Source organism: Streptomyces sp. NPDC046821, assembly GCF_040645335.1.
In the GTDB taxonomy this organism is placed as follows: Bacteria; Actinomycetota; Actinomycetes; order Streptomycetales; family Streptomycetaceae; genus Streptomyces.
On sequence record NZ_JBEYYB010000001.1, the window covers coordinates 256,699 to 276,060 of the forward strand.

Below are 19,362 nucleotides of genomic sequence, written 5' to 3' on the forward strand. Positions count from 1 at the left end.
TCGGGCTTCATGCCGGTCCTTCGAGTCCTTCGAGTTCTTCGAGTTCTTGGAGTTCTTGGAGAAACACGTCGTTGCGCTCCAGCACCTGGAGGAGATTGCGCAGCAGCGGCGAGTCGTCGTCCTCCCGCCAGGCCAGGTCGAGCCGCACGGACCGCGCGTCCTCGATGTCCCTGCACACCACGCCCTCGCGCGGGGCCGAGCGGATCGAGTCCGGCAGGACCGCGATGCCGAGGCCCGCGGCCACCAGCGCCAGGGCCGCTGAGGTCTCGGTGACCTCGTAGGCGCTGTGCGGGTAGTAGCCGGCGTCGAGGCAGGTGCGGACGACGGCGTCGTTGAGGACGGAGCCGAGTCCGGCGCTGTACATGATGAAGTCCTCGTGCCGCAGGTCCTGGGCCCGCACCGATTCGGCCTGCGCCAGCCGGTGTTGCTCGGGCACTGCCGCGACAAGGCGTTCGTCGGCGACGGGCCGGTGGGCGATGCCCTCCTGCCGCACCGGGGGGCGCAACAGGCCGATGTCGAGGCGCCGTTCGACGAGACCTTCCTCCTGCGCGGGCGTCAGCATCTCGGTGTGCACCTCCAGCATCACTTGGGGGATCTCGCGCTTCACCAGTCGTGCGAGCGCGGGCAGTTGTCGGTACGAGGCGGAACCCGTCAGGCCGATCCTCAGCACTCCCTCGACCCCGGAGGCGAAGCGCGCCACCCGGGCGACCGACTCGTCGACGGCCTTGAGGATGCGCTCCGCGTCCGTGTGGAAGACCTCGCCCGCGCCGGTCAGGGCGACCTGCCGGGTCGTGCGGGTGAACAGCTCCACCCCCAGTTCCGCCTCCAGGCGACGGATCGCCTGGGAGAGCGGAGGCTGAGCCATGTGCAGCTGTTCCGCGGCCCTGCCGAAGTGACGTGTCTCGGCCACGGCCGTGAAGTACCGAAGATGCCTGAGCTCCATCAGGCTGCCCCTTTCCTGTCAGGGGCCCTTGTCTGCGCCCCAGCGTATGGAGGCGATCCCATACAGCACAAATACTTGATGGAGTCAGATTAAGACGCCACGCATATGAGTTCTGCCGCTGTCGGTGTCGGGTCGCGGGGGCGCCCGGTCAGCCCAGCGCGCGGTCAGCCCAGCGCGCGGTCAGCCCAGCGCGCGGTCCAGGTTGAACGCCGCGCTGATCAGCGAGAGGTGCGTGAACGCCTGGGGGAAGTTGCCGAGTTGTTCGCCGGTGCGGCCGATCTCCTCGGCGTAGAGGCCCACGTGGTTGGCGTACGTGAGCATCTTCTCGAACGCCAGCTTGGCCTCCTCGTGGCGTCCGGCGCGGGTGAGGGCCTCGACGTACCAGAAGGAGCAGATCGAGAACGTGCCCTCGGCGCCGCGCAGGCCGTCCGGGCTGGCCTCGGGGTCGTAGCGGTAGACGAGCGAGTCGGAGACCAGGTCCGTGCCGAGCGCGTCGAGGGTCGAGAGCCACTTGGGGTCGGTCGGCGAGATGAACTTGGCCATCGGCATCATCAGCACGGAGGCGTCGAGCACGTCGTGGCCCAGGCCCTGGACGAACGCGCCGCGCTCGGCCGACCAGCCCTCCCTCATGATCTGCCGGTAGATCTCGTCCCTGGCCTGCCCCCAGCGGGGAACGTTGGCCGGCAGGCCTCGCCGCAGGGCCATGCGGATGCCCCGCTCGATCGCCACCCAGCACATCAGCCGCGAGTAGACGAAGTTCTTCCGGCCGCCCCGCGTCTCCCAGACACCCTCGTCGGGCTGGTTCCAGTTGTCGCAGAGCCAGTCGACCACGGCCCCGACCTCGTCCCAGTGGTCGCTGCTGATCGGCTGTCCCCACTTGTCGTAGAGGTAGATCGAGTCGATCAGCGCGCCGTAGATGTCCAGCTGGAGCTGCTTGGTGGCGGCGTTCCCGAGGCGCACCGGGGCGGATCCCAGGTGGCCTTCGAGGTGGCTCAGCTCGGACTCGGGCAGTTCGCTGCGCCCGTCGATGCCGTACATGATCTGCAGCGGTCCTGTGGGGCCGGTGCCGCGCATGATGCCGCGCTCGGACACGAAGCCCATGAAGGCCTCGGCCTCCGAGGTGAAGCCCAGGCGGAGCAGGGCGTAGACGCAGAAGGCCGCGTCGCGGATCCACACGTACCGGTAGTCCCAGTTCCGCTCGCCGCCGATGCGTTCGGGCAGGCTGGTCGTCGGCGCGGCCACGATCGCACCGGTCGGCACGTACGTGAGCAGCTTCAGCAGCAGCGCGGAGCGGTGCACCATCTCCCGCCACCGGCCGCGGTAGCGCGAGTGGCTCAGCCAGTTGTACCAGTACCGCGTCGTCGCCTCGAACTCGTCCTGCGCCTCGGCGCGCGGACAGGCCCGCGGCCGGATCTCGTCGGTGACGCGGTCGAGGGCGAACACCACGGACTCGCCTTCGAGCATCTTGAAGTGCGACCACACGTCCGTGCCGTCGGTCTCCAGCGGTGCGGTGGAGGTCAGCGCGAGAGAGATCGACGGGGCCTCGAAGACGGCTTCCTGGGCCTGTAGGTGCACCGTGTGTTTCTCGGCCCCGTAGCCGAAGCGGGGTGCTATCCGCGCGCGGAACGGCAGGGTTCCCCGTACGCAGATCACCCGCCGGATCAGGCGGTGCCGGGACGCCTCGCGCGACTCGTCGACGACGGGCATGAAGTCCTGGATCTCCGCCACCCCGTCGGCCGCGTAGAACCGCGTGATCAGGACGTTGGTGTCCGGGTGGTAGAACTGCCGCCTCCGCGACGGCACGTCCGCGGCCAGCTCGAACGATCCGCCCCGGTCGGCGTCGAGGATCGACGCGAACACACTCGGGGCGTCGAAGCGCGGGCAGCAGTACCAGTCGATCGTGCCGTTGGTGCCGACGAGCGCGGCGGTACGCAGATCGCCGATCAGGCCGTGCTCGGAGATCGGCAGATAGCGCGGGTTCCGCAGGCCGTCCTCGGGGCCGGATCCGTTCGCGAATTCCATGCCGCCCTCCCGACCGTTTCGTTAGGGGCAGGTGCGCGCGATGCGAGAGACCTTGCCTTTCATGTTAGGCCGCCCCCGGGTTCGGGCGCGGGTGCGGCGAACGGGGTGGTGATATCGGGGCTGGCCCTGCGGCCAAGAGCCGTTCGGCCGTCGGGTCGGGCCCGGTGGGCCCTGTGCGGCGGGGCGCTCGGGCCGCGAGCCTGGAGGAGGACCGTCCCGGACGTGCCCGCGCGCGAAGGAACGCACGCGAAGGAAGGTGAAGGCAGTGGAGCTGCCGCTGGTCGTGGGGGTCGACGGCTCGGAGTCGAGTATGCGCGCGGTGAGCTGGGCGGCGGACGAGGCCGCGCTGCGTGGGGTGTCGCTGCGCCTGGTGTACGCGTCGCTGTGGGAGCGCTACGAGGGAGCGGCGCTCGCCGAGACCCTCGGCAGGCCGTCGGAACCGGTGCCGGCCGACAACATCGTCGACGCCGCGGCCTGGGTCGCCCACCGGCGCGACCCGGATCTGAAGGTCGCCACCGAGGTCGTGTACGACGACGCGATCAGCACGCTCCTGGACGAAGGACGCAACGCCGGCGCCATCGTCCTCGGCTCACGTGGCCACAGCGGCGTCGCCGAGGTGCTGCTCGGGTCGGTCTGTCTGGCGGTGGCCGCCCGCGCGGACTGTCCCGTGATCGTGCTGCGCGGCAGCCATGACAACCAGGTCAGGTCACCGGTGCACGAGCGGATCGTCGTCGGAGTCGCGGACGCACAGCGCAACGCGCAGGCCGTTGCGTTCGCCTTCCAGGAGGCACAGCTGCGGGGCGCCGCGCTGGACGCGGTGCGGGCCTGGCGGTGTCCGGCCCGTGAGACGGTCGACCACCCACTGGTCGCCGAGGAGCCTGCCCGGTCGTACGAGGCGCGGGCGGTGGAGGTCCTGGAGGCCGCTCTGGGCGAGATCGTGGCGTTGTACCCGTCGGTCGATCTGCTCCGGGAGACCGTCGAAGGGCCGGCCCGCAAGGTGCTGCTCGGCGCCTCGGCGCGGGCCGACCTGCTGGTCGTGGGTGCCCGGCGGCGCCAGGGCCACCTGGGACTTCAGCTGGGGCTTGTGGCGCACACGGTCCTGCATCACTCGCGCTGTCCCGTCGCCGTCGTGCCGCAGCAGGGGTGACCACGTGGCCGGCACGGCTGTCGTACCCGGCGCGTTGCGAGATGTGGCGGCCGCGGTCTTCGACACCGACGGCGTGATCACGGACTCCGCACGGGTGCACGCCGCCGCGTGGAAGGCGGCCTTCGACCGGTTCCTGGACCCGCTGGGGCAGGCGCCCTTCGACGCGCGTGACGACTATCTGCGGTACGTCGACGGCAAGTCGCGCCTCGACGGCGCCGCCGCATTCCTGAACGCCCGGGGTCTCGGGCCGTCGGCCGCCGAGGTCCGTCACGTCGCGGCCGACAAGGAACAGCGCTTCAAGGAACTCCTGCGGACGGACGGGGTCGAGGCCTACCCGGGCACGGTCCGGCTCGTACGCGCCCTGCGGTCCGCCGGAATACCGCTCGCCGCCGCGTCGGCCTCCCGGCACGCAAGGGAAGTGCTCACAAACGCGGGCGTACGCGACCTCTTCGACGTCCTGGTGGACGGCACGGAGGCCGCGCGGCTCCACCTCCCGGGCAAGCCCGACCCGGCACTCTTCCTGGAGGCCGCACACCGCCTCGGCGTCCCCGCCCGCCGGACCGCGGTCGTCGAGGACGCGCTGGCCGGAGTCGAGGCGGGACGGCGAGGCGGTTTCGCCCTCGTCGTGGGCGTGGACCGCGCCCGTACCCCCGACACCCGGAGCGCGCTGCTCAAGCGCGGGGCCGATCTGGTGGTCGACGACCTCGCGGAGCTTCTCGGGGAGGACCGATGATGCGGGACTGGACGCTGGCGTACGAGGGTTACGAGCCCGCCGAGGAGAGCCTGCGCGAGTCGCTGTGCACCCTGGGCAACGGCTACTTCGCGACGCGTGGCGCGGCCCCGGAGTGTGCCGCCGACTCCGTCCACTACCCGGGCACCTACGCGGCCGGCTGCTACAACCGGCTCACCTCGGACGTGGCGGACCGCACCGTCGAGAACGAGGACATGGTCAACCTCCCCAACTGGCTGCCGCTCCGCTTCCGCACCGAGACCGGGAACTGGTTCACCCCCGACACCCACACGCTCCTCGACCAACGTCAGAGCCTCGACCTGCGCACCGGCACGCTGGAACGCGTCGTGCGGTACGAGGACGACGACGGCCGGCGTCTCGCCGTACGGCAACTGCGCGTGGTCCACATGGCCGATCCCCATCTGGCCCTGCTCCGGACCGAGTTGACCGCCGAGGGCTGGTCGGGGCCGCTGGAGGTCGAGTCGGCGCTGGACGGGGGCGTCACCAACGCGGGCGTCGAGCGGTATCGCGCGCTCGCCCACCGCCACCTCGCACATGTCCGGACCGGGTCACCGGCGGCCGACACCGTGTGGCTGCGCTGCCGCACCAGCACGTCACACATCAGGATCGCCCTCGCGTCCCGGACCGTCACGGACAGCCACGCCGAGACGGCGGTGTCGCCGGAAGACACCCGCGCCGTCCATGTGCTCAGGTTCGACCTGGCCGACGGACACACCGTGACCGTCGACAAGACGATCGCCCTGCACACCTCACGCGACCCGGCCATCAGCGATCCCCTGCACGCGGCACTCGACCGGGTGCGCCGGGCCGAGGACTTCGAGACGCTGCTGCGGTCGCACCAGGCCGCGTGGCAACTCCTGTGGCACAACGCCGAGTTGGCCGTACCGGACGACGTCGGGCCGGTGCTGCGGCTGCACCTCTTCCATGTGCTGCAGACCCTGTCCCCGCACACCGCGGACCTCGACGTGGGTGTGCCCGCCCGGGGGCTGCACGGCGAGGCCTATCGCGGACATGTCTTCTGGGACGAACTGTTCGTCCTGCCGTATCTGAACCTGCACTTCCCCGAGGTCTCCCGGGCTCTGCTCACGTACCGCCACCGGCGTCTCGCGCGGGCCCGCCGGTCCGCGCGCGACGCCGGGCACAGTGGCGCGATGTATCCGTGGCAGAGCGGCAGCGACGGACGTGAGGAGACGCAGCCGATCCACCTCAACCCGCGCTCCGGGCGCTGGCTGCCCGACCACTCACGGCTCCAGCACCACGTCGGCTCGGCGATCGCGTACAACGTGTGGCAGTACGTCGAGGCGAGCGGCGACACGGAGTTCCTGCACACCAAGGGTGTCGAGATGCTGGTGGAGATCTCCAGGTTCTGGGCCGGCAAGGCGGAGTTCGACCGGTCGCTCGGCCGCTACCGGATCCGTGGCGTGGTCGGCCCCGACGAGTACCACGACGCGTATCCCGGCTCCCCTGCGCCGGGGCTCGACGACAACGCGTACACGAACGTCACCGCCGCCTGGGTGCTGGCCCGCACGCTCGGTGTCCTGGACCGGCTGCCCGAACCGGTGCGCCGGGACCTGACCATGTCCATCGGCCTGGAGGCCACCGAACGCGACCGCTGGGACGACATCTCCCGGAGGCTGCACGTGCCGTTCCACGCGGGGGTCGTCAGCCAGTTCGAGGGGTACGGCGAGCTGGCGGAGCTGGACTGGCAGGCGTACCGGGACCGGTACGGCGACATCCGGCGGCTCGACCGGATCCTGGAGGCGGAGGGCGACTCCGTCAACCGGTACCAGGCGTCCAAGCAGGCCGATGTCCTGATGCTGGGATATCTCTTCTCACCCGCCGAACTCGCCGCGCTTTTCGACAGGTTGGGCTATCTGCTGGACGACGAGGTGTGGGGCCGTACCGTCGATCACTACCTCGCCCGGACGACCCACGGGTCGACGCTGAGCAGCGTCGTCCACGGCTGGGTCCTCACGCGGGCCCGGCGGGCGGACGCGTGGACGTACGTGCACGAGGCGCTGGCGGGTGACATCGCCGATCTTCAGGGCGGCACCACGGGCGAGGGCATCCACCTCGGCGCCATGGCCGGCACCCTCGACCTCGTGCAGCGCGGACTGACGGGCCTCGAAACCCGGGGCGGTGTGCTCCACCTCGACCCGGTGCCGCTGCCCGAGCTGTCCGAGTACGGCTTCGCGCTCCGTTACCGAGGGAACTGGGGTGTGCGCCTGAGGCTCGGCTCCGGCCGGCTTCGCCTCTCGGTGCCCCTGTCGGACGGGGACCCGATCGGCATCGCCCTCGCGGACCGCACCGTGTCGGTGGCGCCGGGCGAGTCCTGCACGCTCACCCTGCCCGACGGCGCCGGCTGAGCAGCCCGTAGGACCGCGGGCAGGAGCCCGTTCGGCGCCCTTAAGTGTGATGCCCCGCCCACCCGGACATTACGGTGATGAAGAGGGAAACTGGACCTAGCGGCCTGTCTGCCTGAGTCGGTCGGAGGAAGGGATGAGCGGGGAAGGGCGTGGGGGCGCCGAGCAGTATCTGCCCAAGCTTCGGCTCGACGACCTGCTGGGTGAACTGCAGGTCCGCATCGACGCGGCACGAGGCACGCAGAACAGGCTGCACGGCTTGCTGGAGGCGGTGCTCTCGGTGGGCCGGGGGCTCGATCTGCCGCATGTGCTGCGGAGCATCGTCGAGGCCGCCGTCACGCTGGTCGACGCGGAGTACGGGGCCCTGGGAGTGATCGGCGAGGACCGCAAGCTGTCGGAGTTCCTCACGGTCGGCATCGGGCACGAGCAGCGCGCTGCCATCGGCGATCTGCCCAGCGGCCACGGCATCCTGGGCGAGCTGATCCGGCACCCGGAGCCCCTGCGCCTCCCGGAGCTGTCCGAGCACCCGAACTCGCACGGCTTCCCGGCGAAACACCCGCCGATGCACTCCTTCCTCGGCGTCCCGATCCGGGTGCGCGACGAGGTGTTCGGCAACCTGTACCTGACCGAGAAGCGCAGCGACAAGGAGTTCGACGCGGAGGACGAGGCGGTGCTCTCCACGCTGGCGGTGGCCGCCGGTGTCGCCATCGAGAACGCGCGCCTCTACGAGGAGACCCGGCTCCGCGAGCGGTGGCAGCGGGCGAGCGGCAAGGTCACGAGCATGTTGCTGACCGGAGCGCCGAGCGAAGAAGTGCTGGAGCTGATCGCGGAGGAGGCCCGGAAGATCGTCTCCGCGGATGCCGGCATGGTCGCGGAGCGCGTGCAGAGCGACGAGGCGCTGCGGCCCGTCCTCGCGGTGGGCCTCGGCGCGGAGCAGCGCAACGGCCTGGTGATGTCGACCGAGGACGGCTTCGTGGGCGCCACGCTCAGCTCGGCCGAACCCGTGGTGACAGCCGACATCGAGCACGACGTGCGGACGAGGGGCGGGGAGGCGCAGTGGGCGGGCCTCGGCCCGGTGGCCGCCGTGCCGCTCAGTGCGGGCGGGAAGGCGCGCGGTGTGCTGATCCTGGGGCGCGTGCGGGGCGGGACGCTGTTCGACGACGTGGACACGGGACAGCTGCTCGGCTTCGCCGACCAGGCGGCGCTCGCCCTCGAACTGGCGGAGCGGCGGCGCGACGCGGACCAGATCGTGCTGCTCCAGGACCGTGACCGCATCGCCCGTGACCTGCACGATCTGGCGATCCAGCGGCTCTTCGCGGCCGGGATGACGCTGCAGAGCGCGCAGCGCTTCATGGAGCACCCCGAGGGCAGTGAACGTCTCGCGCGGACCGTCGACGACCTGGACGACACCATCAAGATCATTCGTTCCACGATCTTCGGCCTGCGGACGCACGGCGCCAGCGGGCCGGATGCCGCGGGTCTTCGCGGCCGGGTGTCGGACGGGGTGAAGGCGTCGGCGGCTTCGTTCGGCTTCCTGCCGGCGCTGCGGATCGAGGGGCTGGTCGAGACGGATGTCCCTGGTCACGTCGCGGATCAGGTGGTCGCCGTGCTGGGTGAGGTGCTGAGCAACGCGGCGCGACATTCCGGGGCGCAGTCGGTGGACGTGCGGCTGAGCTGCGGGGACGGCGAACTGCGGCTCGTGGTGACCGATGACGGGTGCGGGGTGCCGGAGGGCGTCTCGCGCAGCGGCCTGAACAACATCGAGGAGCGGGCGGTCGACCTCGGCGGCACGCTCACGATCGGTGCGCGAGAGGAGGGCGGGGGGACGCGGGTGGTGTGGCGGGTGCCGGTGCCGGTCTCGGGGTGAGGGCGTCCGCCTCCTGAACGGGACCGGACAGAGGGGCAAGCCCTCAACCCGTCGGATGCCCGCTCGCGTCCTGCTGTTCCAGCTGGGTCGCGAGGACCGCCGCCTGGACGCGGCGGTGGACGCCCAGTTTGGCGAGCAGTCGCGAGATGTGGTTCTTGACCGTCTTCTCCGACAGGTAGAGCTTCTTGCCGATCTCGCGGTTGGTCAGCCCGTCCCCGATGAGCGCGAGGATGTCCCGCTCGCGGGGTGACAGGCCCGCCAGTTCCGGGGCGAGCTCCGGGGTCGTATCGGGGTCGGCCCGCAGGGACCGCATCAGGCGGGCCGTCGTCGCGGGGTCGAGCATCGACTGTCCGGAGGCGACCGTACGTACCGCCGAGACCAGGTCGGAACCCTTGATCTGCTTGAGCACATAGCCCGAGGCCCCCGCCATGATCGCGTCGAGCAGGGCTTCCTCGTCGTCGAACGACGTCAGCATCAGACAGGCCATCCGCGGCATCTGGCTGCGCAGCTCACGGCAGACGGTGATGCCGTCCCCGTCGGGCAGCCGGACGTCGAGTACCGCGACGTCCGGACGGAGGGCAGGGCCACGGGCCAGCGCGTGCTCCACGTTCTCGGCGTCCCCGACCACCGAGATGTCCGCCTCCGCGTCCAGGAGGTCGGTCAGCCCGCGCCGGACGACCTCGTGGTCGTCGAGGAGGAAGACACGGATCGGGTTCTCCTCGGTGAAGGTACGTGCCTCGGTCATGACGACGCCTCGTTCTCCGCCGGAGTGCGGACCGCAGGTTTGGCCTGACGACGATCATTATCCCCCTGCGGCAGGGATGTCTCAGGGCCCGCCGGAGCGCCCCGGGCCTGTGACCTCGAACTCCACGTCGACGACGCCCTCCACCGCCCGGGTGAGACGGGCGGCCACCGGGACGAGGGAGGTGTCGCGGACGCGTCCGGACAGCGTCACGACGCCGTCCCGCACCCGGACCCGCACGGCCGACTCGGGCCCGCGGAAGAGGTAGGACACGATCTCCCTGCGCACCTCCTCCTCGATGTCGTCGTCCTCGCGCAGGAACACCTTGAGGAGGTCGCCGCGGCTGACGATCCCTTCGAGGCGGCCCAGGTCGTCGACCACCGGGAGCCGCTTGACCTTGCCCAGGGCCATGGCGCGGGCGGCCTGGGCGAGGGTCGCGTTCGCGCGGACGGTCAGGGCCGGGGACGTCATCAGCTCGTCGGCGGTCCGGGCGCCCGCCAGGTCGCGGCCGGGAAGGTCGACCGGCGACGCCTCGTCCCGGTCACCGCTGTCACGGCGCGCTTCGGTGTAGAGCAGGTCGGCCTCCGACACAACGCCGACCACCCGGTCCTCGCCCTGCAGTACCGGGAGCGCGCTGACGTTCCACTGCTCCATCAGCTGCACGATCTCCTTGAACTCCGCCGCACGGCCGACGGCGGCGACCGTGGGAGTCATGACATCGCTGACGATGTGCGGGCTGGGGTGCACGAAGCCTCCTCAGAGGGAGTGGCCGCTGCCGTAAGGGGCGTAGAGGTCGAGGAGCCGGTCTCTCATCAGCTGGAGCCGGTGGGCGACGATGGCGCCCACCCACTGGGCCACCGAAGCGCCGAGCGCGGGATCCTCCTGGAGCATGGTGCGCACGGCCGCGCCGTCGAACTCGTAGGCCCGCACCGGGCTGGTGGCCAGGGCACTCAGGTGCCACACGTGCGGGGCGAACAGCCAGGACCATCCGATGAGTTGGTTGTGGTTGAGCGTCTCCACGACGGCGGCCCGGCGGCCCGGTACATGGAGATCGAGAGTGACGGTTCCTGAGCGGATGATCCAGAACCGGTCGGCGCGGCCGCCCTCCCTGAACAGGCGTGCGCCCTGCGGGAACGACACTTCCCGGGCGATGCCCATCAGTCGTTCCAGGTGCTCGGCGGGCAGTGCCCGCACCATCGTGGTGGTGGGGGAAGCGTTCATCGTCCTGCCTCTTTTCGAGCTGGGCCTTCCCAGCTCCACCGTGCGCCCGAGGCAGGGCCTTTCACCATGGGCCACCCGGCCCTGCGGCCGGTCCGCCCGGCACCCGGCGGGTGCCCGGCAGGACGTGACCCGCGCGGCGCGTCAGGTCGAGTTGTGGCCGTGCGGCGATCCGAGCTGCTCCCACTCGCGGCCCCACTGCTCGTAGCGCCGCCTGTCCAGTCCCCACCGGGCGAAGCGGCCGCCGGCGAAGATCACGCCGCCGAAGGCGATCGCGGCCCCGGCTCCGAGCGCGCCCGCCTCGATGGCGGCGGCGCTCGCGGCGGGCGGCTGTCCGGTGAGCTGACCGTTGTTGTTCACCCAGACCTTGACCGGCGCACCGGTCTTGAGTCCGGAGTTCACGGAGGCGCCGCCGGTGTGCACGACGCCGTCGGACGCGGTCCACCGCACCTTCGTCAGGACATGCCCGTAGACGTCGGTCCGCCCCGCCTGTGCCGCGTGGGCGGTGCTCTCGACGAGTACCGCCTGGGTCTGGTGGCGGTCGCTGCGCAGCTGGTCGAACGACGCGTCGGCCGCCTGGGCCGTGACGATTCCGACCAGCGCCCCGCCCAGGGCGATGACGACCCACATGACCAGGATGATCCAGCTCTCGACGACATCGTCGCGCCGGCGCAGCGGATTGCTCCGCCACCGCCAGGACAACTGCCTCATTGACTTGGGTGTACGCATGGAGCGCACCTCCTCGTCACCTGTTCCCCCACAAGAAGGTCACACCCGGGAGGACGGCCGGCGTAAGGGGCCGGCCGGACCGGCATACGGGCCATGTGGTCCCCTCGCGCGTCGGGCAGGGGGCCGTGATGCCATGCGGTTCCGCTCGGCCGGCCTTTGAGGGCCGCCCGGCCCATGTGGAGAGAGTCGGTCACAGGCACGCTGGATACAAGAGGTGCGCACGGGGAAATCGACGGCACCGGAGGGAATCGTCATGAAGGCACTCGTGTTCCACGGTTCCGGTGCGTCCGCCTGGGAGGACGTCCCGGATCCCGGTATCCAGGATCCTGCCGATGCCGTCGTCCGCGTCGAGGCCGTCACCATCTGCGGAACGGATCTTCACATCCTCAAGGGCGATGTGCCCGAGGTGCGCCCCGGCACGGTCCTCGGGCACGAGGCCGTCGGGGAGGTCGTCGAGGTGGGCGCCGACGTGCGCAACGTCCGGCCCGGCGACCACGTCCTCGTCTCGTGCATCACGGCCTGCGGCCGCTGCCGCTTCTGCCGGGACGGCGTGTACGGGCAGTGTCTGGGCGGTGGCGGCTGGATCCTCGGCCATCTGATCGACGGCACCCAGGCCGAGTACGTCCGTGTCCCGCACGCCGACATGTCCACGCACCCGCTGCCCGGCGCGGTGGACGACAGGGCCGCGGTGCTGCTGGCCGACATCTTCCCCACCGCCTACGAGGTGGGCGTCCTCAACGGGCGGGTGGCGCCCGGGGACACCGTCGTCGTGGTGGGCGCCGGTCCGATCGGTCTCGCCACGATGGCCACGGCGGGGTTCTACTCCCCCGGGCGGATCATCGCCGTCGACCTCGAACCGTCCCGGCTGGACGCCGCGAAGAACCTGGGCGCCGACGCGGTGGCCCTCGCAGGGGACGAGGCCGAACAGCTAGTCGCGGACCTCACCGAAGGCCTCGGCGCCGATGTGGTGGTCGAGGCGGTGGGGGTGCCGGAGAGCTTCGAACTGTGCACGCGCGTCGTGCGGCCCGGCGGTCATGTCGCGAACATCGGTGTGCACGGGAAACCGGCGACGCTCCACCTCGAAGACCTGTGGACCAAGGACGTGACGATCACGACCGGCCTGGTCGACACACACTCGACCCCGACGCTGCTGCGCATGATGGCGGCCGGACGTCTGCCCGCGTCGGCCCTGGTCACGCACACCTTCGAGCTGGACGCCATGGAGGACGCGTACGACGTCTTCTCGCGGGCGGCCGACACGGGCGCGCTCAAGGTCGTCCTCGGAGAACCGCGTCATGACACGCTGACGGTCAGGGCGTCCTGAACATCCTGAACATCCCGGATGTCCTGACCGTACTGACAGGAAGGGGTGCTGCACGATGTCGGAGCACGACGGGCCGGACGCGGGTTCGCGGTCGGCGGCGCGCGGCGCGCAGGGCGACATCGGGCGTCGCATCGCCCAGCGGCGCGAGGAGCTCGGTCTCACGCGTGAGGAGACCGCCGCCAAGGTGGGCACCGCCCCGGGATACATCCAGTACCTGGAGGAGAAGTCCACCGCCATGCCGGGCATCGGTGTCCTGATCCGGCTCGCCGACGCGCTGGGCATCGACGTCGCGACGCTGCGCGGCGGCGAGGTGGGGCTGCCGCCCGGCATCGGCCAGGCGGCGGCGCAGCCCGAGCTGACCGAGATGAGCGTGGACGAGTGCTGGGAGCGGCTGTCGACGCACGGCGTGGGCCGGGTCGCGATCGACGCTCCGAACGGTCTGCTGGTCCTTCCGCTGAACTACACCGTCGTGGACGGCACGATCGCCTTCCGGACGGCACCCGGCGCGACGCCCGCCACCGCCGTCGGCCACCAGGTCGCCTTCGAGGTCGACCGGATCGACGAGGCGCTCAGCCAGGGCTGGAGCGTGCTGCTCCAGGGCCGCGCCCGGGTCGTGACGGACCCGGACACCGTACGCCGGCTCAACGCCCTCGCGTACAGCGGTCCTTGGGCGGGCGGTGAGCGCGACATGTGGGTGCGGGTCGAACCGGACAGCGTCAGCGGGCGCCGGATCGTCGTGGTGCGACGGGAGGACTGACGCCGACGGATGAAGACGGGGACGAGGCAGGAGAGTTGGGACCGTGGCAGGAGAGTCGAGCCCGGTTATGTACCCCATGGACGGCGTCCGTGAGCTGGACCGGCGGGAGTGCCTGCGGCTGCTCGGCACGGCACGTGTCGGCCGCATCATCCACACGCGCCACGCCCTGCCCGCCGTGCTGCCCGTCGCCTTCTGCCTGGACGCCGACTCCGCCGTGGTGGTGCGGACTTCGGCGCGGTCGCCGCTCGTGGGCGCGATCGACCAGACCGTGGTCGGCTTCCAGGCGGACGACGTGGATCCGGCCGAGGCGCGCGGCTGGAGCGTCCTGGTCACCGGTCGTGCGACCGCTGTGACCGACCCCGCCGAGTACGTGCGGCTGCGCCGGACCGGGCCGCGCGCGTGGCGGTCGTCGCACCATGACGTGTTCTTCCGGATCGAGCCGGTGCTGGTGAGCGGGAGCGCGCTCGGGGCGGGCGTCAGGGTGCCCAGGAGAGCGGCACGATCATAGGGCCTGGCGTCATAGGGCCTGGCTCATAGGGCGTGGCCGGGACTGCTGAAACGGTCAGGCGAACGGTCAGTCGAGCGGGACGACCGCCACCGGCGCCGGGCTGTGGTGGATCACCGCGTGGGCGACGTGACCGATGTGCGGGCCCATGCGGGGCCCCAGCGGGGGCCGCCTGCGCTGGCGTCCGACGACCACCAGTTCCGCGCCCCGCGCCGCGTGCAGGAGTTCGCCGGCCGCTGCGCCGACCACTGCCTTCTCCGTGACCTCGACCCCCGGGAACCTGGCCCGCCACGGCCGCAGCATGTCCGTAAGTCCCTCGGAGGCATGTTGTCCGAGCGCCACGCCGATGCCCGGGTCGGTGATGGCGGCGTACCCGTACGAGGCGGGCAGGGACCAGCTGTGCAGGACGCGCAGCATTCCGGAACGGCGGGCGGCCTCGGCGAACGCGAAGGCGATGAGCGGGTCGCACGGCTGGTAGATGTCGAGACCGAGGAGGACGGGGCGGACGGTTCCCGATTCCAGTTCGCCGGGGGCCGGTGGCCGCGCGCCCACCTCACGCCGTACAAGAACCACGGGCTCCGTGGCCGTGGCGACGACCGCGAGGGAGACCGAACCGATGAGGAAGCCGACCACGCCGCCGAGGCCACGCGAGCCGAGCACCGCCAGATCCGCCTCGTTCGCGGCGAGGGTCAGCTGCTCCCCGGCCCGGCCGTGCACATGCTGGGTCACGACGTCCAGGCCCAGGTGGTCCTCGCCCGCCTGGTCCGCCGCGTCGCTCAGCAGGCTCTCGGACCACGTGTCCGCCGACGGGGTGAAGGCCACCGGGACCGACGGCGTCGTGGGCCAGTCCTCCACGTGGACGAGGTGCAGCGGCACCTCCCGCAGCACGGCCTCCTGAGCGGCCCAGCGTGCGGCCGCGAGGCTTTCCGGGGAGCCGTCGACACCGGCGACGATGTACGGAGTCATGGCGGGTCTCCTCTCGCGGTGAGCCGGCAGTCCACGTCCACGACACCCTCGACACCCAGCGCCATGCGCTCGGCGAGCGGAATGCCGTCGGCGTCCCGCACCACCCCGGTCAGCGTCGCGACGCCGTTGACGACGACGATGTGGACGGGCTCCACCGGGGCCGGGAACAGGACGTCGACGACCTCGCGCCGTATCTCGTCGGCGAGGTCGTTGTCCGGGCGCAGGAACACCTTCAGCAGGTCCCCCCGGCTGACGACACCTTCGAGCAGGCCCTCCGTGTTCACGACGGGCAGCCGCTTGACGTGCCGGAGCGCCATGACGCGCGCCGCCTCGGCGAGCGTGGCGTCGGCGTGGACGGAGACGGCCGGAGTGGTCATCAGCTCCTCGGCGCACACCGCGCCGGCCTTGGCCATGTCGGCCATCCGGCGCAGCTGGGTGGAGCGGTCCGGATCGCTGTCCCGGAACTCCTCCTTGGGCAGCAGATCCGCCTCGGACACCACGCCGATCACCCGGCCGTCGCCCGTCAGCACGGGCAGAGCACTGATCCCCCACTCTTCCATGCGTTCGACGAGGTCCTTGAAGGATGTCTTCCTGCCTGCGGCGACGACGGAGCGTGTCATCACGTCGCTCACTCGGTGGGTCATTCCGGCTCCCCGCTGGCACCGCCGCTGCCGTAGGGCGCGTAGAGGTCTAGCAGCCGGGCTCGGGAGGCGCGCAGCCGGTCGGCGACCACGAGCCCGACCCAGACGGCGACGGCCCGGCCGAACTCCGCGTCCTGTTCGCAGAGCTCCCGCACGGCCTCGGCGTCGAACTCCCAGGCCCGCACCGGACTCATCGCCGTGGCACCGAGATGCCAGAGGTAGGGCGGGTAGTGCCAGGACCAGCCGACCAGTTCACCGTGCGCGATCGTCTCGACGACGGCGGGCCTGCGGCCGGGCACATGCAGGTCGAGGGCGACGGTGCCGGTCCGCAGGATCCAGAAGCGGTCGGCGCGCCCGCGTTCCTCGAACACGCGGTCCCCGGCCTCGAAGGACGTGTTGTGGGCGAACTGCATGAGCCGTTCGCGTACACCGGCGGAGAGCGCCGCGTTCATCGTGGTGGCGGTTGACATCGCACCGGCCCCCTTGGTCGCTCCGGCCCGTTGGTCTGTCGCTCGGCCCGTAGGTCGCTCGTGGTTCCAGCGTGGGTGCCGCGGGTACCCGGCACAACGGGCCGCACGGGCCCGGAGGAGGGCCGTTCGGCCTGGTTGCCGGTGCGCGACGGGGCGAGACTGGTGGCACGGGAGGTGCGTCATGTCGCACGTCGCAGAGTGGAAGGTCCGGCTCTACGTCTCCGAGGACGACCGGACGACGAAGGCCCGCGTCGAGGTGGACACCGGTACGAACAGGCTCACCGGTCACAGCAGTGCCCGCTGCGCTCCGCAGGACAAGGACGTGCCGGAGATCGGGGACGAACTCGCCGTCGGCCGGGCCATGGAGAACCTGGGCGAGCAGCTGAAGCGGACGGCGTACGGGGACATGCAGGCGCTGGGGTCGCCGACGCAGGAGGAATCCCTCAAGCCGTACTCGGGGTGGCTGGACATCGCGGCGACTTAGGCAACGTCGAAGCCTGTGCGGCGTCGCCATGACAAGGGCCGAACGGGGTACCGCGAGGCCCCGGCAGCCCTCGCACCGGCCGCCGCGCCGGTGCTTTGCTGAACGTGAGGAGGGGCCCGCCTTACAGGACGCGGAGAAGCGGTTTCGGGCCGCGCACCGCGCGATCAGGATCCGCGAGAAGCGGATAGCCCCTTCTCCCCTCGAGGGAACCGCACCGGCCTGGGGCCTCCATCTGTCCGTTGTCCGCGTTCGAGGCCACAGGCCGGGCCGGTCCCGACGGCAGCCGCCGGGCATCCGTGCCGTGCCTGCCGCGACGCCGTCGGCGTACGAGGTGTTGTGAGGTCGCGAAGGAGGAGCCATGACCAGCGAGACCCTTGCCCGGCCTGAGCTGGGCGACGTCGTCGTCGGAGTCGACGGCTCGTCCGCCGCGCGGACGGCCGCGCTCTGGGCCGCCGCCGAGGCCGATCAGCGCGGACGGACGCTGCGGCTCGTCCACGCCATCGACACACACCGGCACGCCCACATCGCCAGCGCGGAGATGCTCGATTCGGTACGCGAGGCCGGCGGCGAACTGCTGTCGTCGACGTCTCGAGCGGTCCACCAGTCCTTCCCCGACCTCGCCGTCACCACGGAACTCAGCCGTCACGAGGCGGTGTCCGGGCTCCGGGAGTGCGCCGGCCGGAACGGAACGATCGTCGTGGGCCATCGCGGCCTGGGCGGATTCTCCACCCTCATGCTGGGCTCCGTCGGCCTGGGCGTCGCCGCCCACACCGAGGTGCCCGTGATCGTCGTGCGCGGGGAGCGCGAACGCCCGGAGTCGGGCTCGGTCACCGCGGCCGTGTCCGGCCGGAAGGACCTGGGCTGGCTGCTGATCGCCGCGGCGGAGGCCGACGCCCGCAAGGCGGTGCTGCGCCTCGTCAGCGTCTGGAACGTGCTCGGCCAGGTCGGCACCGTCGCCACCATGCTGGACGATCTCGACGACATCGCCCACTCCCGGGTGCTCGAGCTGAAGGAGCTCGCCGACCGGGTCCGTGACCTCTACCCGGGCCTGATCGTCAGCCACCACGTGGAGACCGGCACGAGCGCCCCCGGCATCATCGTCGACGCGAGCACCGACACCGACCTCGTGGTGATGGGCCGTGGCCACAAGCGCCACTGGGGCGTCGGGCCGTCCCTGGGACGCGTCGCCCACTCCCTGATCCACCACGCCCACTGCCCGGTCGAGATCGTGCCGCCCGCGTTCGCGAGCGGCGACGAGTCGTCGTAGTCGTACGTCGTATGGACCGGGTCATTCTTGGACCGGGTCACTCGAAGGTGAGCACGTCCTCGGCCGGGCGGCGGGGTGTGGCCCGGCCCTTGGGACCGTAGCCGAGGCGGATCACCATGTGGATGTAGCCCGCCGTCGCTCCGGGATCCCGGGCGAGGGAACGGAGTTCGGGCCACTCCAGCGGCTGGGACATCAGTGAGGTGGACAGGCCGTCGAGGGTGGCCTGGAGCAGGACGCGGTGCAGTGCCTGGCCTGCCGCCAGCCACTCCTCGGGTGCGTCCCGCGAGGTTCCCAGGAGGGCGATCTGGGGGGTTTTCTCGAACCGGGCCGAGGTACGGCCGGTGGCACCGCGCCGGGTGTCGAAGTCACGGACGGGTGTGGTGACGTCGAACTGCCTCGGCCCGAACGCGTACGCCGGGATCCCCTCCTTCTCGTTCCCCTCCTCGGTCGCGCCGGTGCGCATCCACGCGGCGACCTCGGCGCGCACCGACGGGTCCGCCGATTCGAAGAGCTCGGACACGTGGACGAGGTCGAGGACGGTGTCTGTGTGCCACGCTCCCGGCACACCGAGCCGGCAGCCCTCCAGGAAGGCCGCGGCGCGCAGCCCGTCGAAGATCTCGGCGGGGACCCGCTCCTCGCTGAAGGGGAAGCGGCTGGTGTGCCGTTTGCGCAGTACGGGGTGGAGGTCGGACAGGGTCTCGTCCTCGTCGCCCGGCTCGACAACGGCGGGGCGGAGGCGGACGTCGGCCATGTGCCAGGGGTCACCGGGGTCCGGCAGCAGGTGTGCCCCTGCGTGCAGCCCGTGGTGCGCGGCGGCGACGCGCAGGCCGAAGAGGGCGGCGCCGCAGCCGATGTGGAGTGCGCGGTGGTCGGGGTCCTCGCGTGGCATGACGCGCGAGGGGTCTCCGTACAGCTCGACGGTGCCGGTGCCCACGCGGTGCACGAACCGCCATGGCTGTGCGTTGTGCATCGACGGTGCGGTGACGGCGTCCTCGACGAGCGAGGTGACTAGTTTGCGGGTCAGAGCGGTGATGGTCACGGTTCTCCCATTCCGGACAGACGAACGCTGAACCTCCCCTGCACCAGCCTCCGCCGCCCGCCCGCGCACCCGAAAGGGCCGAACGGTCCCACCTCCGGGCCCGTCGGCCGCCGCGGGGCCCACCACG

19 protein-coding genes are annotated in these 19,362 nt (G+C 71.3%); 9 read left to right on the forward strand and 10 right to left on the reverse strand.

Features of this window, described 5'->3' with window-relative positions:
• Positions 1 to 7: 7 nt before the first annotated feature.
• Together ABZ893_RS01315 and ABZ893_RS01320 are read right to left on the reverse strand one after the other, a co-directional pair.
• The gene (locus ABZ893_RS01315; protein WP_361394851.1) at positions 8 to 943 is read right to left on the reverse strand and encodes a LysR substrate-binding domain-containing protein; all 936 of its coding nucleotides are present in this window, start codon (positions 941 to 943) and stop codon (positions 8 to 10) included.
• 180 nt (positions 944 to 1,123) lie between these two features.
• Positions 1,124 to 2,965 (reverse strand): glycoside hydrolase family 15 protein, encoded by a 1,842-nt coding sequence (locus tag ABZ893_RS01320; protein WP_361394853.1) that lies wholly within the window; start codon positions 2,963 to 2,965, stop codon positions 1,124 to 1,126.
• Between the two features lie 265 nt (positions 2,966 to 3,230).
• Between ABZ893_RS01320 and ABZ893_RS01325 the strand changes: the two genes are divergently transcribed.
• The 4 genes from ABZ893_RS01325 (at position 3,231) to ABZ893_RS01340 (ending at position 9,093) form a co-directional block, all read left to right on the forward strand.
• The gene (locus ABZ893_RS01325; protein ID WP_361394856.1) at positions 3,231 to 4,112 is read left to right on the forward strand and encodes a universal stress protein; all 882 of its coding nucleotides are present in this window, start codon (positions 3,231 to 3,233) and stop codon (positions 4,110 to 4,112) included.
• Positions 4,113 to 4,116: 4 nt separating this feature from the next.
• Positions 4,117 to 4,845, forward strand: a complete 729-nt coding sequence (locus ABZ893_RS01330) for a beta-phosphoglucomutase family hydrolase (RefSeq protein WP_361394859.1) — start codon at positions 4,117 to 4,119, stop codon at positions 4,843 to 4,845.
• Positions 4,845 to 7,229, forward strand: coding sequence for a glycosyl hydrolase family 65 protein (locus ABZ893_RS01335; RefSeq protein ID WP_361396044.1), 2,385 nt, complete (start codon positions 4,845 to 4,847; stop codon positions 7,227 to 7,229). Before ABZ893_RS01330 ends, ABZ893_RS01335 begins: the two co-directional genes overlap by 1 nt.
• Positions 7,230 to 7,362: 133 nt before the next feature.
• Positions 7,363 to 9,093 carry a GAF domain-containing protein gene (locus ABZ893_RS01340; RefSeq protein WP_361394862.1) on the forward strand — a complete coding sequence of 577 codons (1,731 nt, stop codon included), beginning with the start codon at positions 7,363 to 7,365 and terminating at the stop codon, positions 9,091 to 9,093.
• Positions 9,094 to 9,136: 43 nt separating this feature from the next.
• On the opposite strand, the gene ABZ893_RS01345 is transcribed toward ABZ893_RS01340, so the two are convergent.
• The 4 genes from ABZ893_RS01345 to ABZ893_RS01360 all read right to left on the reverse strand — a co-directional run bounded on the left by ABZ893_RS01345 (position 9,137) and on the right by ABZ893_RS01360 (position 11,764).
• The gene (locus ABZ893_RS01345) at positions 9,137 to 9,838 is read right to left on the reverse strand and encodes a response regulator transcription factor (RefSeq protein WP_361394865.1); all 702 of its coding nucleotides are present in this window, start codon (positions 9,836 to 9,838) and stop codon (positions 9,137 to 9,139) included.
• An 81-nt stretch (positions 9,839 to 9,919) separates the two neighbouring features.
• Positions 9,920 to 10,582: a CBS domain-containing protein gene (locus ABZ893_RS01350; RefSeq protein ID WP_361394867.1), complete on the reverse strand. Its 663-nt coding sequence runs from the start codon at positions 10,580 to 10,582 to the stop codon at positions 9,920 to 9,922.
• Positions 10,583 to 10,591: 9 nt separating this feature from the next.
• The gene (locus ABZ893_RS01355) at positions 10,592 to 11,056 is read right to left on the reverse strand and encodes a cyclic nucleotide-binding domain-containing protein (protein ID WP_361394870.1); all 465 of its coding nucleotides are present in this window, start codon (positions 11,054 to 11,056) and stop codon (positions 10,592 to 10,594) included.
• A gap of 141 nt (positions 11,057 to 11,197) precedes the next feature.
• On the reverse strand, positions 11,198 to 11,764 hold the full coding sequence (locus ABZ893_RS01360; protein WP_361394873.1) for a DUF3592 domain-containing protein: 567 nt from the start codon (positions 11,762 to 11,764) through the stop codon (positions 11,198 to 11,200).
• Positions 11,765 to 12,035: 271 nt separating this feature from the next.
• On the opposite strand from ABZ893_RS01360, the gene ABZ893_RS01365 reads away from it, so the two are divergent.
• The 3 genes from ABZ893_RS01365 to ABZ893_RS01375 all read left to right on the forward strand — a co-directional run bounded on the left by ABZ893_RS01365 (position 12,036) and on the right by ABZ893_RS01375 (position 14,371).
• On the forward strand, positions 12,036 to 13,106 hold the full coding sequence (locus ABZ893_RS01365; protein WP_361394877.1) for a zinc-dependent alcohol dehydrogenase family protein: 1,071 nt from the start codon (positions 12,036 to 12,038) through the stop codon (positions 13,104 to 13,106).
• 55 nt (positions 13,107 to 13,161) lie between these two features.
• Complete coding sequence (locus ABZ893_RS01370; protein ID WP_361394880.1) at positions 13,162 to 13,863, forward strand: pyridoxamine 5'-phosphate oxidase family protein; 702 nt, start codon at positions 13,162 to 13,164, stop codon at positions 13,861 to 13,863.
• A 67-nt stretch (positions 13,864 to 13,930) separates the two neighbouring features.
• Positions 13,931 to 14,371 (forward strand): pyridoxamine 5'-phosphate oxidase family protein, encoded by a 441-nt coding sequence (locus tag ABZ893_RS01375; RefSeq protein ID WP_361396047.1) that lies wholly within the window; start codon positions 13,931 to 13,933, stop codon positions 14,369 to 14,371.
• Between the two features lie 66 nt (positions 14,372 to 14,437).
• Here the strand turns inward: ABZ893_RS01375 and ABZ893_RS01380 are convergent, their stop codons facing one another.
• The 3 genes from ABZ893_RS01380 to ABZ893_RS01390 are packed head-to-tail and all read right to left on the reverse strand — an operon-like array spanning position 14,438 to position 16,445.
• The gene (locus ABZ893_RS01380) at positions 14,438 to 15,334 is read right to left on the reverse strand and encodes a universal stress protein (protein WP_361394883.1); all 897 of its coding nucleotides are present in this window, start codon (positions 15,332 to 15,334) and stop codon (positions 14,438 to 14,440) included.
• The gene (locus ABZ893_RS01385; RefSeq protein ID WP_361394886.1) at positions 15,331 to 15,978 is read right to left on the reverse strand and encodes a CBS domain-containing protein; all 648 of its coding nucleotides are present in this window, start codon (positions 15,976 to 15,978) and stop codon (positions 15,331 to 15,333) included. Before ABZ893_RS01385 ends, ABZ893_RS01380 begins: the two co-directional genes overlap by 4 nt.
• On the reverse strand, positions 15,975 to 16,445 hold the full coding sequence (locus ABZ893_RS01390) for a cyclic nucleotide-binding domain-containing protein (RefSeq protein WP_361394889.1): 471 nt from the start codon (positions 16,443 to 16,445) through the stop codon (positions 15,975 to 15,977). The genes ABZ893_RS01385 and ABZ893_RS01390 overlap by 4 nt, the downstream gene beginning before the upstream one ends.
• Positions 16,446 to 16,626: 181 nt before the next feature.
• Between ABZ893_RS01390 and ABZ893_RS01395 the strand changes: the two genes are divergently transcribed.
• Both ABZ893_RS01395 and ABZ893_RS01400 read left to right on the forward strand, forming a co-directional pair.
• Entirely contained in the window at positions 16,627 to 16,929 is a 303-nt protein-coding gene (locus ABZ893_RS01395; protein ID WP_361394892.1) for a dsRBD fold-containing protein, read from the forward strand.
• A gap of 358 nt (positions 16,930 to 17,287) precedes the next feature.
• Positions 17,288 to 18,196, forward strand: coding sequence for a universal stress protein (locus ABZ893_RS01400; protein WP_361394895.1), 909 nt, complete (start codon positions 17,288 to 17,290; stop codon positions 18,194 to 18,196).
• A gap of 37 nt (positions 18,197 to 18,233) precedes the next feature.
• On the opposite strand, the gene ABZ893_RS01405 is transcribed toward ABZ893_RS01400, so the two are convergent.
• Positions 18,234 to 19,235 (reverse strand): nitroreductase family protein, encoded by a 1,002-nt coding sequence (locus ABZ893_RS01405; RefSeq protein WP_361394898.1) that lies wholly within the window; start codon positions 19,233 to 19,235, stop codon positions 18,234 to 18,236.
• Positions 19,236 to 19,362 lie beyond the last annotated feature (127 nt).

Bases quoted from the DNA above. Each gene is read 5' to 3' on its own strand.
- ABZ893_RS01315 (WP_361394851.1), bottom strand. From the start codon at position 943: ATGGAGCTCAGGCATCTTCGGTACTTCACGGCCGTGGCCGAGACACGT.
- ABZ893_RS01320 (WP_361394853.1), bottom strand. From the start codon at position 2,965: ATGGAATTCGCGAACGGATCCGGCCCCGAGGACGGCCTGCGGAACCCG.
- ABZ893_RS01335 (WP_361396044.1), top strand. From the start codon at position 4,845: ATGCGGGACTGGACGCTGGCGTACGAGGGTTACGAGCCCGCCGAGGAG.
- ABZ893_RS01340 (WP_361394862.1), top strand. From the start codon at position 7,363: ATGAGCGGGGAAGGGCGTGGGGGCGCCGAGCAGTATCTGCCCAAGCTT.
- ABZ893_RS01345 (WP_361394865.1), bottom strand. From the start codon at position 9,838: ATGACCGAGGCACGTACCTTCACCGAGGAGAACCCGATCCGTGTCTTC.
- ABZ893_RS01355 (WP_361394870.1), bottom strand. From the start codon at position 11,056: ATGAACGCTTCCCCCACCACCACGATGGTGCGGGCACTGCCCGCCGAG.
- ABZ893_RS01360 (WP_361394873.1), bottom strand. From the start codon at position 11,764: ATGAGGCAGTTGTCCTGGCGGTGGCGGAGCAATCCGCTGCGCCGGCGC.
- ABZ893_RS01365 (WP_361394877.1), top strand. From the start codon at position 12,036: ATGAAGGCACTCGTGTTCCACGGTTCCGGTGCGTCCGCCTGGGAGGAC.
- ABZ893_RS01370 (WP_361394880.1), top strand. From the start codon at position 13,162: ATGTCGGAGCACGACGGGCCGGACGCGGGTTCGCGGTCGGCGGCGCGC.
- ABZ893_RS01375 (WP_361396047.1), top strand. From the start codon at position 13,931: ATGTACCCCATGGACGGCGTCCGTGAGCTGGACCGGCGGGAGTGCCTG.
- ABZ893_RS01380 (WP_361394883.1), bottom strand. From the start codon at position 15,334: ATGACTCCGTACATCGTCGCCGGTGTCGACGGCTCCCCGGAAAGCCTC.
- ABZ893_RS01385 (WP_361394886.1), bottom strand. From the start codon at position 15,978: ATGACCCACCGAGTGAGCGACGTGATGACACGCTCCGTCGTCGCCGCA.
- ABZ893_RS01390 (WP_361394889.1), bottom strand. From the start codon at position 16,445: ATGTCAACCGCCACCACGATGAACGCGGCGCTCTCCGCCGGTGTACGC.
- ABZ893_RS01395 (WP_361394892.1), top strand. From the start codon at position 16,627: ATGTCGCACGTCGCAGAGTGGAAGGTCCGGCTCTACGTCTCCGAGGAC.
- ABZ893_RS01400 (WP_361394895.1), top strand. From the start codon at position 17,288: ATGACCAGCGAGACCCTTGCCCGGCCTGAGCTGGGCGACGTCGTCGTC.